The organism is Maribacter litoralis (assembly GCF_902506355.1).
GTDB lineage: Bacteria > Bacteroidota > Bacteroidia > Flavobacteriales > Flavobacteriaceae > Maribacter > Maribacter litoralis.
In genome coordinates this window covers 3,822,796-3,838,751 of record NZ_LR733271.1, presented here as the reverse complement: position 1 = coordinate 3,838,751, position 15,956 = coordinate 3,822,796, and the positions used below count along the sequence as shown (strand labels likewise).

The following is a 15,956-nucleotide window of genomic DNA, read 5'->3' as shown; positions in this document are numbered from 1 at the left end:
TTGTTAGAAATCTTTTGCATCTAATAATTTAGATGCCAGCAAGATATATGAAAGGCGGCAGTAGCAATGACCCATAAAATTTTATCTTTAATGGGATAAATCGGTTTTCGTTTTTTTAAAAGAAAAAGCTCACAGCCACTTTTTCTTTTTAAAATAAATCATCATTCCTATAAAAAGAAGAATCATAACAATCCAAACAACATAGTAACCATATTTATAGTGAAGTTCTGGCATATGATCAAAGTTCATTCCGTAAATACCCGCGATGAAGGTCAAAGGAATAAAAATAGAAGCCATAATGGTCAACACTTTCATGACCTCGTTCATTTTGTTGCTCATATTACTCATGTACATTTCCATTAAACTCATAGACATTTCCCTATAAATTTGTAAACTTTCGTTTATTTCAATGGCATGATCCAACACATCACGAAGAAATAGTTTGGTATCTTTTTTAATCAGCGTATTTTCGGTATCAATAAGTCTACTGATCAATTCCTTGACAGGGAATATCCACCTCCTAATTTTTAAAATTTCTTTCTTTAGCTGCTGAATATTTTGAGCTACAACCGGTTCAGGGTTTTGGTACACCTCTTCTTCAAGAATTTCAATTCTATTGTTTAAATTTTCAATGGCTAAAAAGTAGTTATCTACAATGGCATCCAATAATGCAAAAAATAAATAGTCTGCACCTCTTGTCCTAATTCGTCCTAATTTGCTTGTTATACGTTCTCGAACACCGTTAAACACGTCTGCTTTTACCTCTTGAAAGACCAATACGGTATTCTCATGTAAAACCAATGCCACATGTTCCCCAACAATTTCCTCTTCCTCAGAGATATACAACATTCTAAAAATACCAAAGATATAATCGTCATACTCATCTACCTTGGGCCTTTGTTCTGTATTCACGATATCCTCTAGCACCAATGGGTTCAAATTAAAATGCTTACCCAATTTTTCGATAAAAGGTTCATCGGATATACCGACCACGTTGATCCATGACGTTTGATCGTTACGTTCTTCTTTAAAGAATTGTTCTAAGCTAGAGAACTCCTTGGTTTCAAAACTATCGGCATTGTAGGTTGTACTATAAATAATACTATCGCTACGCTCCTTATCCCCCATATAACTGATAGTTCCCGGTGCCTTTCCTAGCTTGTTCTGCTGGCGAGATTTTTTCTTTTTGCGTTTCGGAAAGTTGAGCTTTTTATTTACGGCCATGTACTATTTTTTATAAATATATTAAAACAACAACCTATTTATTGAACTGTAACTCGTTTAAAATTAATCCAGAACCCGGTGCAATAGTCTTCAATTTCAAATCGGAATCGGCAAGTAACGATGCTTTTATCTGTTTTAAGTTAAGTTCATTCTTACCAAGTTGCACCAATGCCCCCATGATCATACGAACTTGATACCTCATAAAACCCGCTCCTTTAATTTTTAGAACATAACTCTTTTCAGGAAAAAAATTAGCGGTTAACATATCGTTGGTCTCTATACTACAAGCATCAATTTTTCTAACGGATTTGGTATTTTCCTTTAAACCGGCCGTATACACTGAAAAATCATGCGTACCCGTAAATAAAAGCGCTCCTTCTTTCATTAAACCTATATCAAGTTCATCCATATAATTGGTAATAAAAGGAGCACTGAATGGGTGGTTTTTAGACCCGAACGAAAAGAAATAACAATATTCCTTTGATTTACTACTTTGTATAATATTGAATTTTTGATTCACGGGCGCTATGGAAAGTATTTTAATATCGGTGGGTAAATTTCTATTGAACTGCAAAACAAACTCATTCAAGTTTTCAAGCTCTTCCTCTACAAAAAGTTCAAAAGCCCCATTTAAGGAAGAAACCTTTGCATCTGTTCTACCAGCCCCCAAAATTTTAAATGGCTTATCAGGATAAATAAATTTAAAGGTTTTGTTCAACATACCCGTAATGGTTCGCATCTTAGGTTGTTCTTGCCAACCGTTATACCGAAACCCTAAATATTGCAGACGTACCAAATAGCAAAAGCGCTGTTTTTTCATACGTACAAAAGTAATTACATTTTATGCATGATCAATACATGTACATATTTGTAATGAGCATGTTTTTTGTAAATTGGTTCGTATACAAATACTTATGTGCTATTCATGACAAATAATCTAGATAATCCTCCAAAGTGGTTTTGGGCAGTATCTGTATTTGCACTCTTTTATAGCATTACAGGTATTTTATCGTTCTTGAGCGAATACTTTGTAACAGATGAAATTTTTAACATTCTTACCGACGATGAAAGGTACATCTATAAAAATCGTCCTTTTTGGTTATTGATCGTATTCGGTATCGATGTTTTTGCGGGCACCGCAGCATCCATATTTCTTATCATTAAAAGAGCAATTGCTTTTAAGTTGGGATTAATTTCAATTATTTGCACCCTTATTCAAATGATCTATTTTTACTTATTTAGCGATATTTTAGTTGTTATAGGTCCGTCTAGCCTGCAAATGCCTACCGTCATATTTTTGACCAGTTTTTTGTTGCTTATCTTTATAAGGTATAGTATGATTAAGAGGTGGTTAGCCTAAAAAATTAGAACTTGAACAACAAAGTTAACCGTTCATCGAATTGTTTAAAATAAACCAAAAACATACCCGTTCTTGAAATGAAATTATGGTTCCCTCAAGACCATGCAAACTTAGTTTTATGAATTCTATTAAAGGAATATTGACCTGGAAACGTACTTTGATCGTATCTGTCGTTGTATTGTTTCTATTGAACATATTTAGTTTCTATGGCTTGTACACCAACAAGTTTTATTTCTTTAAAATTGACAATTATATTTTTCCGTTGTTATCCATTATTCATTTGGTATTTCTATATGTTTTATGGTTTAAAATTAATGAAGATGAGCTTAGCGATCCGCCCATGCGCACTTTAGAATACATACTTTATATTATATCATTAGTGTATCTCTATAGACTGGTAGAAACGATTATCATTTTATTTAGTTATTCAGATTTTGAAAACCATTTGATACCAAGTACATTCTTGCCCCTAGGCTTCACAATACTTATTTTATATGCCGTTTTATTACTGGTTACTTTTTTAGCCGTGGTTTATAGAAAAGAAATTGTTGGTACGTATTTGTTCGATGACATGAACCAACATGTAGATCACTGGAAATAAAAATTCATTCCTAAAATATATTGACCTCGGTAAGTAATTATCGAGGTTTTTTGTTGAAACAAACCTGATTATCAGCAACAATCAACATCTTAATTTGTTTTTTTAATAGTACAATTATTTTCACTAGCTGTAATTATCCCATTAAAACTCGACCTATTATTAAGTAAAATAACCATGTACCAAACGAATTTATCACCAATGTGATTTTTCTGTGATACTTTTTATCTTAATTCGTAAACCACTATGAAACGTATATTAATTATTGAAGACGATCCTGAAATCATTAAGCTATTAGAGCTTCATTTATCTGATGTTAGCTATGTGACCACAATGGCTATGGATGGCGATGAAGGACTTCAGCTCGCTTTAAAGAATGATTACGAGCTCATATTATTAGATTTAACCCTACCAAGTTTAGACGGTGTAGAAGTATGTAGAAAATTACGTGCAACCAAAAACACACCGGTAATTATGCTCACGGCAAAATCTGAAGAAATAGATCGGGTTTTAGGTTTAGAAATTGGTGCAGATGATTATATGACCAAGCCATTTAGCATTAGAGAACTATTGGCACGAATTAAAGCAGTTTTAAGAAGAACCAACGAATCTGGCAAAAAACAGGAAGATACTTCCATTATAATGGCAGAAGGTTTAAAAATAGATATCGACAAACGAAAGGTTGTTGTAGATGATTATAAAATTGAGCTCTCGCCCAAAGAATTTGAATTGTTGGTCTTAATGGCATCTAACCCAGGTAGAAACTATACTAGAACGGAGTTGCTGAATATGATATGGGGCTACAATTTTGAAGGGTATGAACATACAGTGAATTCCCATATCAATAGATTACGCGCCAAAATAGAGTCAGACATGGCTAACCCAACCTATATTTTAACTACATGGGGTGTTGGTTATAAGTTTAATGAAGAGATAATGGCATGATGGACAACGAAAAAACCTTGACACCAAAGTTGATCAAAAAACTATGGTTCGCTTTCATACTTTTAATAGTATTAATGGGTGCCTCTTATATTTTTATTACGGGTTACCTCACTTTAAATTATAACCAAGCAATAACGCAACGTATAAATTCAAATGTTGCCGAACATGTTATACAAGAGAAGTTTCAAAATGAAGCTCCTTTTTTAGAGGACGGAAGTGTGAACAAAAAGCTTTTTGGAGACTTAATGCACGATATGATGGCCGTAAATCGTGGTATTGAGGTGTATCTATTAAATAAATCGGGAGATATTCTTTATTCCGTTGTTCTTGAGCATAACGACAACGAGCCAATGAAATCGGTCTCCCTAGAGCCTATAAAAGATTATATAGCCACAAATGGACAGGAATTTATTTTAGGAGACGATCCCTTAAATCCTGATGAGCAAAATATATTCTCAGCTGCCCCATTTTCCATTGATGGGCATGAAGGTTATATCTACATTATAGTTGCCGGTAAGCAACTTGCCTTGATCAGCGATAATTTATTTAGCTCCTACTTTACTAAATTGAGTATTGGAGCAATATTATTGACCATGCTTTTTGCTGCGTTGATAGGCATATTGAGTATTTGGTTCTTGACTAAAAATTTGAGGTTGATTACACAGACCGTACGCAAATTTCAAGAGGGTGACCTGGATATTAGAATTGAAAATCCTGAGCAATCGGATATTGAAGTAGTTGCCTTATCCTTTAATAAAATGGCAGATACAATTGTAGATAACATGGATAAGATGAAGTCCGTAGACAACTTGCGTAGGGAATTGATCGCCAATGTATCTCACGATCTTCGTACGCCATTAGCAGTGCTTAAAGGATATATTGAAACGCTACAAATAAAAAAAGATAGCCTTACCGAAAATCAAAAAGAGGAATATTTACAGATCACACATGATAATATCGATAAACTATCGGGATTGATCAATCAGTTATTTGAGTATTCTAAATTAGAAGCTGAACAGGTAACCCCAATAAAAGAGCCCTTCTCCATTACAGAACTTTCTCATGACCTTATTGCCAAATTCAAATTGCTGGCGGAACAAAAACAGATCCATTTACAGTTAGACAATCCTGAAGAAAACTACATGGTTTATGCCGATATTGGATTGGTTGAAAGAGCGTTGCAAAATTTAATAGAAAATGCAATCAAGTATACCGAACCTAAAGGAAAAGTAACACTGAGCCTAATAAAAATGGGCAAACAAATAGAAATCAATATTACCGACACTGGTAGCGGAATACCAATAAATGATCAACCTTTTATATTTGACAGGTATAAACAAGTAGATAAAACCACCCAAAAACGAGGTTTAGGCTTAGGTTTGGCCATTGTCAAAAAAATAATGGATTTACATGATACCACAATCGTAGTATTAAGCAAACCCTATGAAGGTAGTTCCTTTATTTTTAAGTTGCCCGCCTATCAATTGCAATGAATTAAATTGCTATGAAAGAGAAAAAGCCCTATTCGTAATGAATAGGGCTTTTTTGATTTTAGATATCTTTTAAGAAACTACTATAGAGATCTTTAAACTCGAACCCATCGGTGAATCTTTGTTTGTTCAGTTTTTTAAAGGAGACCAATCCCCATAACAACAATTCTTTCAAGAAGTATACATCTTTAGCATCATAATCTGGTTGATGCTCTTTAAGCAATTTGTTCAATGCAGGAATACTGTCTAAAGCACGTTTGTATTCTTCTTCGGTAAAATCGTCCATCAACTCAAAGCCTTCTCCTTGAAAGAACCAATGTAACAGTTCATCATAAACCGTTTCTTCATCTTTACGCTCTAGCTTGTTGATTTTCGGGAAATACTTTGGAAACAATGACTTTACTGCGTCATCTATTAGAATACCGGCAACTCCATCGGCTCCCTCCTGCTCTCCTTCATATACTAATTCTATCTTTCCTGTAATTGCAGGTATAATCCCCAAGAAATCACTTAAACGCACCATGGTATGGTCTCCACCGTTCAATAATGACCTACGCTCTGCAGTACTTAATAAGTTTTCAAAAGCGGTAATACTGGTTCGCGCACTAACACCACTTTTAGCATCTACATACTCACTTTCACGAGCTTCAAATATAATTTGCTCCAACAGGTCCTTTGCTAAATCCGGAACATAAACAGCATCTGTTTGTCTAGAATCTAACTTAGCTTCTTGCTCGGTAATTTTTCTAGCTATCTCAATATCATCTGGGTAATGCGTTAATATCTGAGACCCGATTCTATCTTTTAGCGGAGTAACGATACTCCCTCTATTGGTGTAATCTTCAGGGTTTGCAGTAAATACAAACTGAATATCCAAAGGCAATCTCAATTTAAATCCGCGGATTTGAATATCGCCTTCTTCCAGAATATTGAATAAAGAAACCTGAATACGTGCCTGCAAATCGGGCAGCTCGTTGATTACAAAAATACAACGGTTGGCTCGGGGAATCATCCCGAAGTGAATTACCCTATCATCTGCATAAGACAATTTTAGGTTTGCCGCTTTTATAGGGTCTACATCTCCAATTAAATCTGCCACGGTAACATCGGGCGTAGCCAATTTTTCGGCAAAACGTTCACTCTTATGCATCCAGGTAATTGGAGCGTCATCGCCTTTTTCTTTGATCAATTCCATGGCAAATCTGGACATCGGTTTCATGGGGTCATCATTGATTTCTGAACCCTCTACAACGGGAATATACTCATCTAATAGATTCACCATTAAATGCGCCAAACGTGTTTTCGCCTGACCACGAAGTCCCAATAAATTAATGTTATGACGGGAAAGAATAGCACGCTCCAATTCCGGAATTACCGAATCTTCATAACCCCAAACACCTGTAAAGGCATCTTCGCCCTTTTTAATTTTTTCTACAAGATTGTCTCGCAACTCATCTTTTACACTTTTGGTTTGGTATCCGGCAGCTTTCAACTCCCCAAGTGTATGTATGTTTTTATAATCTAATTTCATATGATGTATTCTCTTTTCTTATTTCAATCTTTTTTTTCTATTTGCTTCGTAATCCTCAAATATCATTTCGCCTAAACCTTTTAATCCTGTAAAGAATGCCTTGCCTTTATTAGCCTCTGTAAAATGGCGAATAAACTGCATTAAATACGGGTCTTGGGCAATCATAAATGTCGTAATGGGAATATGCAACTTACGAGCCTGTCGCGCCATATTGTAGCATTTCTCAACTATAAAATCGTCTAACCCCACACTGTTTTTATAATACGTACCGTCTGGCATGCGTAAACAACTGGGCTTACCATCGGTAATCATGAATATCTGCTTATTGGTATTACGTTTTCTACGGAGCATATCCATCGCCAACTGCAAACCGGCAACGGTATTGGTGTGATAGGGACCTACTTGTAAATACGGCAAATCTTTTATGGGTATGGGCCATGCGTCGTTACCGAAAACCAAAATATCCAACGTATCTTTTGGGTACCTAGTGGTAATCAGCTCTGCCAAAGCCATCGCCACTTTTTTAGCAGGAGTGATTCGATCTTCACCGTACAAAATCATACTATGACTAATATCGATCATAAGTATGGTACTCATTTGCGCTTTGTGCTGGGTATCTTCTACCACCAAGTCATTTTCACTTAAATGAAAACTGCCTACACCATGATTAATCTGGGCATTTTTAAGACTCTCGGTCATAGATATGTTTTCCAGACCATCGCCGTAACGGTATTCCCTAAGGTCGCCCGTATGCTCATCTCCTTGTCCCGATTTACCTGTTTTATGGTTACCGGCACCACTACGTTTTAGTTTTCCGAAAATTTGGTCTAAAGCACGCTGACGTATTATACGTTCCATTTTCGCGGTAATAGAAATATCTCCTCCACCGGAACCTTCTTCCCCATCTTCACCATTACCACCTCCATCTTTAAACTCTTCGCGTATGTAACCCTTTGCTTTAAGATCTTCTATAAAGTCGTCAATGGTATAGTCTTCGGTCGTCAATTCATATTCCTTGTCCAGTTCGCGTAACCAATCGATCGCTTCGTCGAAATCGCCAGAAGTATGCGTAATAAGCTCTTGAAAAATATCAAACAGCTTATCAAAAATAGATTGTTCGGGTGCTTCGTAAGTTTCAAAGCGGAACCCTTTTCTTATATTCATAGCCATATTATAAAATTAACACTTTTACGTTGGATGCCCACGCCTTTTGGGAAATGTTAACGTATTTGGTTGTTGGTTGATGGTTGTTGGAATACGCTGGACGCTTTGCGCATTTCGCATAGCGTTTTGTCTGTGACGGAGAAGAATTCGGCTTTACGAGAAGTTTTTGAAATACAAACCAATCTGTTTAATTCGTGTACCTAAGATACAAATTGCAATGCATGTAAGCGATCAGCGAAAGGCGCGCGGCGTTTTGCGCATAGCGTTTTAAAAGGTAACTTCGACTACGGGAGACCAATAACAATAAACAATTAGCAATAATCAGTTGGCAGTTTTAGTTGGCAGTATCAGTTTTCAGTATGCAGTTTAAGTAGCCACAATATAACAATAGCGAATAACGATTAACGATTAACGAAACCAATCAGTTGGCAGTATCAGTTTTCAGTAGGCAGTTTCTGTATTCAGTATTTAGAATCAGTATGCAGTATTGATATTTCAACAAACACTATTAACGAACAACGATTAACGAGCAACGATTAGCGATTAGCGAACAACGATTAACGAACAACGATTAGCGATTAGCGATTAGCGATTAGCGATTAGCGAAAAACAAAACACCAACAACCAACAACCAACAACTAAAAAAATACGCTATCAACCAGCAACAAACATTAATCAAACAGATACATGGCTTTTTAAGTACTCCCCCGTTATGGGAAGGTGTGCAGTTTGGTGTGCCTCAGTTTCAGTTTCCGGAGGTGGTGATAGACGGTTTTGTACCTAGTCCCATTCCTGAGAAATTGCGGTTGGGGCACAGGATGGAATATGTGTGCAAGCAGTTGTTAGATGCAAGTGCGGAGTATGAAGTGCTATTGCATAATTTACCGATACGGGAGGAAAAACAGACCATTGGTGAAATAGATTTTATTGTTCAAGAAACCGCCACACAGCAGCTGATACATGTAGAACTCACTTATAAATTCTACATTATTGACACAGAAATAAAAGAACCCATACACCAACTGATCGGACCCAACCGACGCGATGCTTTTTACACCAAGTTAGAAAAGATAAAGAACAACCAGTTTTCATTACTGCATACGCCCGTTGGGCGTTCGGTATTGTTGGAAAAAGGAATTGACACCGCTACCATAACGCAACAGGTATGCTATAAAGCCCAACTCTTTAAACCTTTTAATAGCGCTCCATTGCCCATTTCTCTAGTAAATCCAAATTGCATTGTGGGCTATTGGTTAAGGATGGCGGAGTTTCTTACGGCTGACTTTACACCACATCATTTTTATATTCCCACGAAAGGTGAATGGGTAGTAGACCCTGAAGACGCTGTTGATTGGCGCACACACGAAGAAGTTACCATTGCTATTACGAAACGCTTAGAAAACAACAGTGCTCCCATGGTTTGGATGAAGAAAAACAACACCACATTTGAGAAGTTCTTCGTAGTATGGTGGTAAGCATTATTTCTTAGTTTATATACCACAAATACCTGTTAATAACTGTTGATAGGTCTTTTTTTATGTGGGTGGGAATTAGATTACTTTTATAGATGGAATATGTGCAATTGTGTACATATACAATTGTTAGCATACATACTGATAAGTGAATAAATTGAAAAACATTTTTATAAACACGATTGACACCTATCCGATTTACACGGGAATATTCTTCTTAATTTTAGGAATATTAATCTGCCTTTATCAGATTAATAAAAAAGAATCCTTCAAAATGGACAAGCATGGACTTGCTTCATGGGGTGTCCTTATTAATACTTGGGGTGTCGCGGTTTTTTTAATACTTTGGGGAGTAATTCTGATTATTAGAAATTATTAAGGCATGCCAATAATTGAATTACGAACAGAAATCAAAGCAAGTAAGGAAATCGTATTCGACTTATCAAGGAGTATTGATTTACATAAAATCTCTACCGAACATACAAACGAAACTGCAATCGCTGGAAAAACTAGTGGATTAATTGGAATTGATGAATCCGTCACTTGGAGAGCAAAACACTTTGGGATTTATCAACTGCTTACTTCAAAGATTACTGAATTTGAACGTCCAAATCTGTTTGTGGATGAAATGGTTAAAGGAGCTTTCAAAGGTTTCAGACACGAACATCATTTTGAGGACTTAAATGGCGGGACTTTGATGACGGATTATTTTGATTATGAATCTCCTTTTGGAATCTTGGGTAAGTTAGCAGACAAGCTGTTCTTGCTAAAATATATGACGGACTTATTAGCAGAACGGAATAGAATCGTGAAGGACTTTGCGGAAACGGACAAATGGAAAAAAATTGTTGCGTAGAAAAAAGTACGCATGCTAACAAAACCTAAACGTAATGCGAACTTTAGGGCTAAAACCAAAGGTCTGCGTATATTTATAAAGTCGCAAAATCTTATGGATTTAGCTTTGAACAAGAAAAAATAAAACCAAACAATAAGCTTTAGCTTCGTGTGCAGACGGAAACGAAAAGTTTCCTTGCCTCCGCACTACGCTTAGCTCAACCGTTAGCTGCAATACTAAGATGACCTCAAAATTTGAACATAAAGGAGAATGGAAATTACCGAACGATGAAAATTGGATTAATGGCACTCTTAAATTCGATATTGAACAAGGAACAAGTTTAGAATTGTTTGGGACATTTAATCAACCATTTTTTGACCGTGATGAACAGAAAATTATTCTAGGCAAAACTACTAATGGAGATATAACCCTAATCAACAGCTGGTACAGCAGTACGAAAACAAGTCATAATGGAATAATTATTGGAAAATATACCCCTTCAATAATACTTGAAGGTCATCATTTCACCGAATCTTCAGAAATAAAATTTTCAAAAGTAATATTCAGAGTTTTTAATTTATTCCAATGGTTAAACCTTACAGGATTAGAGGTTAATATAAAAAATCAATCAAAATCATATAAAATTGAATATGATGAAATACCCAAAATTGAATTCAAATTAAGAGAAAATTGCGAAGGTAAAATTACTTTTGATGGACCTATTACAACCAATGGTCCTTATAATTCCATTGAACTGAAAGAAGCTGCGTATATAACTCTGGAATATTCTAAAAGCGAACACTATGAATTAATTTTGAGAGATATTTCAAAGGTAATTGGCTTTTTTACTATTGTTACTTTCGAACAAAGTTACCCGCAAAGCATTGTATTAAGTGATGATAAATATAAAAGAAAAACCTTTTCATTAGAAAGAAACAAGTATATCAAATGCTTCTATAATCACACTAGTTACAACAAAAGGCATAGGCTTAGAAATAGAGCTGAACATCTCGTCAGTTTTGAAGATATCTCAACCGAATTTCCAAAAATAATTGAAAATTGGTATAATCTTTACGAGGATACAGAAGAAGTAATATTCTTAATTCTAAATCATTTTAAAGACAAATACAGGTTTACCAATGATAAATTTATAGATACAGTAAGAGCTCTTGAAAGTTATCATAGAATTCATTTTAATAATGACCGAATACCAAAAGATGAATTTGAAAAACTAGTTTCAAATATCATAACCCAAGTAAAGCTTGAAGAGCAGGATTTAAATTGGCTTAAACAACGACTAATGGGTAACGAACCTAATTTAAAAATTAGAATCGAAGAATTAGTTGAAAAACATTCAAATGATTTTATTGAACACAATGTACCTAAGGTCAATAAATTCGCTCGTATAACAACTGAAAACCGAAATTACTACACTCATTACGACATTAGGAAAAAGAAAAATGCACTCAAGGGTAAAGAGCTTTCAGAATTAACTAGGCAAAACAGAGCAATCATTATATCATGCTTATTGAATCATATTGGAATTGATTCTAAATACTTTGAGGATGGACTTAAATACAATTTAGGCTAAAAAAAGTACAGCAGGTAACAAAACCTAAACGTTATGCGGACTTTAGGGTGAAACCGAAAGGTATGTGTATAATTCCTGCCTTACTTGCCAAAGCCAAAAAGATGCCAACAATTTAAAAGAAACTCACGACAATAATATTTACCTCATTTTTGATATTAAATTGTAATCAAAACATAAATAACTATAACCCAAATACGGTAGCAATATAAACTAAAAAACCAAGCCCTAAATTCTTTAGCGCTTGGTTTTTCTTTTAATATCTGTACTCCTACTACTGTACCGTATACGTCACTTTATTGGTTTGTGTAACCCTAAAATAGCCGTGGGCGTAATTATCTGGGTTGGTAGTGTTAATGCAGTTTCCTTTTACATCAACTGGTGTAGCTTCAAAAATACCTACGCCGCCCATTTGGTCTATAACAATATCTATATAGTTAAAATATGATCTAGAAATACCGTGCATGCTGATATTTACTACATCGCCAGGTAATAACGGTTTTATTTCCTCGTCCTCATCATCGTCAATTTCATACCACCAATCCACCTCGTTACCGTTAATGAATTCATCATCGCCTGTTTCCAATGTCGGCAACAGGTCTTGAGGTCTTTCAAACTTAAAAAGGTAATTATCGCCCTCTTCCTCAAAATCGGTGAATACGATATGTAACTCAATGGTTTCATCATCAAATCCGTCTTCCGTATCCTGGTAAATATCGGTAATATCAGGCACGGGGTTCATGGTGTCTTCGGCAATATATCGTTCGCCATCATACAAAATCTCTAAGGTATATGTCGCTTCCAATTGTGGTTCAAAAGTACTTGTGGTGTATGTGCCGTTATTCTGGTCGGTAAAAAGAAAGACTTCTCCCGTAGCGTTATTGGTTACAGAAACTTCCGCCCCTGTAACATTGGTGCTTTCGGTTTCAAAAAAAGGTGTTGACGTACGTAGGGTAATTAACTGCTCATTACCGGTAGTTCCCTTTTCCCAATCTAAGGAAGCCTCTACCACCAAGCGTAAAGTATCGGTCTGTACATCAACATCAATAACATCTTCACAGCCGGTTAAAGAAACCGTGAACAGGGCTAGCAATAGTTTTATATAGTTTTTCATGGAATTAAAATTTAAAATTATAGGTAATGGATGGTACAATACCGAAAATGGCGGTTCTAGTAGCTTCATTGGCTCCTGTTTCTATATTCTGACCAAAGGAAACCGATGCCGCATTTTTACGGTTATAGGCATTGTAAATACCCCATACCCACTCACCTTTTAATTTTGCATTTGGTTTTCTGTTCGGTTTATAGTTCACCGATAAGTCTAAACGATGATACGCCGGCAATCTATCGGAATTTCTGTCGGAATAACTGGCTATGGAAACACCCTCATACTCATATTGACCATTAGGATACGTAACCGGTCTACCCGTTTGAAAAACCAAATTGGTACCAAAGCTCCATTTATCGTTTAATTTATACGACCCCGAAATAGAAACATCATGAGTTCTATCATATGGCGTGTTGTACCAATTACCATCGTTAATACCGAGTCCGCCAGCATTTCCACCAGGGGTACGCTGTTCAGATTTGGAAAGGGTGTAAGAAATCCATCCCGTGAATTTACCTTCGTTCTTACGGAACAATAGCTCCAATCCGTATGCTCTAGATTCCCCTTTTAGTATTTCGGTTTCAATGGTATTTTGACCAATAAGGTCTGAACCATCTATATAATCGATTCTATTATCGGTGTTCTTGTAATAGATTTCCGCCTCCATAGAATAGGCTTTGTTCTTAAAATTACGGAAGTAGCCCAAAGCATATTGATTAGACAATTGCGGATCAATATACTGTCCGCTAGGTGCCCAAACATCTAACGGCGTAGCAGAAGAGGTGTTGGACAATAAATGAATGTACTGCGCCACCCTAGAAAAGCCCGCTTTTAAAGAAGAATTGTCATTTATGGTATATGCCAAAGACGCCCTAGGCTCTAAATTGCCAAAGGTTTTAATGGCATCACCTTTTTCATAAACCGTCTCCCCTATTGCCGTACCACGCTCGTAAATACCCAAGTCAGAATTGTAGACCACAGGTTGATCATTCTCATATTCGGTCATAGGTTGACCACCGAGCCTAGAAAATGCACTGTAGCGCAAGCCGTATTGTGCGGTCAATTTTTCCGTTAATTTATGCTCTGCATTTACATACACTCCCGTTTCCAAAGCTTTCTTTTTATCCAATAACAAAGGGTTGACCGATGATGTTTCGGTCGTTGGTATAATTTCACCGGGGTCAAACTCATAGTGAATACCGCTTGCACCAAAATCTAGCTTGAACTTATCACTGAAGTAGTATTTTAGGTCATATTTAATATTGTAATTGGTAATGGACGACACCCAATCAAACTCCGCCGAAGTAATGCCCAACTCATAATCATACTTGCTATAGATAAGGGAAAGATTAGAAAACAGTTTTTCGTTAAAAATATGATTCCAGCGAAGGTTTGCGGTAGAGTTACCATACGAACTGCTAAAGTTTTCTCCCAGCTCAAAAGCATCCCTACCAAAATATCCAGAAAGAAAAAGTCGGTTGTTCGTATTGATCTTATAATTCGTTTTAAGGTTTAAATCGTAAAAGCTAACACTGTTATCCTGTCCGGCAGCTTTCAGTAATAGATCGGCATACGAACGTCTACCCGCAATTAAAAAAGAGCCCTTTTCTTTGAATAACGGAGCTTCAAGTGCCATACGGCTAGATATAATACCAATACCACCTGTGGCGGCAAACCTTTTGCTGTTTCCATCCTTTTGTCTCACATCTAAAACCGAAGAAACACGACCACCATAACGTGCGGGAATACCACCTTTATACAGTTTTACATCTTTTATGGCATCTGCATTGAAGACCGAGAAGAAACCGAACATGTGCGATGTGTTGTAAATAATAGCCTCGTCTAACAGCACCAAGTTTTGGTCCCCAGCACCGCCACGCACATGAAACCCGCCGGTACCTTCACCATTATTGGTAACACCCGGAAGCATTTGTAAGGACTTTAGAATATCTACTTCGCCCAAAACCACCGGCATTTGCTTTACGGTTTCAATGTTCATTTTAAGAACACTCATTTCGGGTTTACGCAGCACGGCTATTTCAGACTCCTCTGCCGTTACCTCTACTTCATCTAATTGGGTAGAAACTTCAGAAATTTCAAAATTGATGTTTTGGTTGCTGTTCAGGTTTACATCCTGTTTAATATCAGCATACCCCATATAGGTAATGAGTAAGCGATATTCGCCTTTTGGGGCAGTAATGGAATAAAAACCATATTCATTGGTCACTACACCAATACTAGTACCTTCTAAAAAAACGGAAGCCCCAAAAAGGGTTTCACCGTTGTCAATGTCGGTAATTTTACCACTAATGGTATAATTTTCTTGAGCATGTAATTGCATGCCCGTAATTAGTAACAGAAGCATCGCCACTGGCTTTAACCACCTTAAGTGCATCTGTTGTTTTTGTTTTTTAACCATGCTATTTGTTTAATTGATTGATGAACACTTCTAATTGACAACAAACTTTTTAAAAGGTTGCATGCCAAAGAAAGTTTTATAGAAATGGTAACATTCTGCCTAGTGAATCGTACTAACTTACAAACCTATTAGTTTAAATAAATTGTACCTAATGCAACTATCATAAATTTTAGTTGTCTTTATCATTGAAACCAAATTTAGAGTACACATAACCACCTAAAT

General features: G+C 36.2%; 13 protein-coding genes. 7 read left to right on the top strand and 6 right to left on the bottom strand.

Annotation, left to right across the window (positions count from 1 at the left end; all coding sequences use genetic code 11):
- Positions 1-129: 129 nt before the first annotated feature.
- Both corA and truA read right to left on the bottom strand, forming a co-directional pair.
- The gene (gene corA / locus EXIGUO8A_RS16210; protein WP_116768979.1) at positions 130-1,224 is read right to left on the bottom strand and encodes a magnesium/cobalt transporter CorA; all 1,095 of its coding nucleotides are present in this window, start codon (positions 1,222-1,224) and stop codon (positions 130-132) included.
- A 34-nt stretch (positions 1,225-1,258) separates the two neighbouring features.
- On the bottom strand, positions 1,259-2,044 hold the full coding sequence (truA, locus tag EXIGUO8A_RS16205; protein ID WP_159303959.1) for a tRNA pseudouridine(38-40) synthase TruA: 786 nt from the start codon (positions 2,042-2,044) through the stop codon (positions 1,259-1,261).
- 105 nt (positions 2,045-2,149) lie between these two features.
- Here truA and EXIGUO8A_RS16200 point away from each other — a divergent pair, with 105 nt between their 5' ends.
- The 4 genes from EXIGUO8A_RS16200 to EXIGUO8A_RS16185 all read left to right on the top strand — a co-directional run bounded on the left by EXIGUO8A_RS16200 (position 2,150) and on the right by EXIGUO8A_RS16185 (position 5,620).
- A complete protein-coding gene (locus tag EXIGUO8A_RS16200; RefSeq protein ID WP_159303958.1) occupies positions 2,150-2,584 on the top strand; it encodes a hypothetical protein in 435 nt (144 codons plus the stop codon).
- Between the two features lie 118 nt (positions 2,585-2,702).
- A complete protein-coding gene (locus EXIGUO8A_RS16195; RefSeq protein WP_116768976.1) occupies positions 2,703-3,185 on the top strand; it encodes a hypothetical protein in 483 nt (160 codons plus the stop codon).
- A gap of 243 nt (positions 3,186-3,428) precedes the next feature.
- Complete coding sequence (locus tag EXIGUO8A_RS16190) at positions 3,429-4,127, top strand: response regulator transcription factor (RefSeq protein ID WP_116768975.1); 699 nt, start codon at positions 3,429-3,431, stop codon at positions 4,125-4,127.
- The gene (locus tag EXIGUO8A_RS16185) at positions 4,124-5,620 is read left to right on the top strand and encodes a sensor histidine kinase (RefSeq protein ID WP_159303957.1); all 1,497 of its coding nucleotides are present in this window, start codon (positions 4,124-4,126) and stop codon (positions 5,618-5,620) included. The genes EXIGUO8A_RS16190 and EXIGUO8A_RS16185 overlap by 4 nt, the downstream gene beginning before the upstream one ends.
- A gap of 58 nt (positions 5,621-5,678) precedes the next feature.
- Here the strand turns inward: EXIGUO8A_RS16185 and EXIGUO8A_RS16180 are convergent, their stop codons facing one another.
- Entirely contained in the window at positions 5,679-7,148 is a 1,470-nt protein-coding gene (locus EXIGUO8A_RS16180; RefSeq protein WP_159303956.1) for a MoxR family ATPase, read from the bottom strand.
- 18 nt (positions 7,149-7,166) lie between these two features.
- Complete coding sequence (locus tag EXIGUO8A_RS16175; RefSeq protein ID WP_159303955.1) at positions 7,167-8,318, bottom strand: vWA domain-containing protein; 1,152 nt, start codon at positions 8,316-8,318, stop codon at positions 7,167-7,169.
- A 716-nt stretch (positions 8,319-9,034) separates the two neighbouring features.
- On the opposite strand from EXIGUO8A_RS16175, the gene EXIGUO8A_RS16170 reads away from it, so the two are divergent.
- From EXIGUO8A_RS16170 to EXIGUO8A_RS16160, 3 genes are all read left to right on the top strand, one after another.
- Positions 9,035-9,787 carry a DUF1853 family protein gene (locus EXIGUO8A_RS16170; RefSeq protein WP_159303954.1) on the top strand — a complete coding sequence of 251 codons (753 nt, stop codon included), beginning with the start codon at positions 9,035-9,037 and terminating at the stop codon, positions 9,785-9,787.
- Positions 9,788-10,166: 379 nt separating this feature from the next.
- Entirely contained in the window at positions 10,167-10,640 is a 474-nt protein-coding gene (locus EXIGUO8A_RS16165; RefSeq protein WP_159303953.1) for an SRPBCC family protein, read from the top strand.
- A 220-nt stretch (positions 10,641-10,860) separates the two neighbouring features.
- Entirely contained in the window at positions 10,861-12,210 is a 1,350-nt protein-coding gene (locus EXIGUO8A_RS16160; protein ID WP_159303952.1) for an ApeA N-terminal domain 1-containing protein, read from the top strand.
- A 271-nt stretch (positions 12,211-12,481) separates the two neighbouring features.
- Here EXIGUO8A_RS16160 and EXIGUO8A_RS16155 read toward each other — a convergent pair whose 3' ends face one another.
- The gene (locus EXIGUO8A_RS16155) at positions 12,482-13,321 is read right to left on the bottom strand and encodes a DUF4249 family protein (RefSeq protein WP_159303951.1); all 840 of its coding nucleotides are present in this window, start codon (positions 13,319-13,321) and stop codon (positions 12,482-12,484) included.
- A gap of 4 nt (positions 13,322-13,325) precedes the next feature.
- Positions 13,326-15,734, bottom strand: a complete 2,409-nt coding sequence (locus EXIGUO8A_RS16150) for a TonB-dependent receptor (protein ID WP_407658216.1) — start codon at positions 15,732-15,734, stop codon at positions 13,326-13,328.
- Positions 15,735-15,956 lie beyond the last annotated feature (222 nt).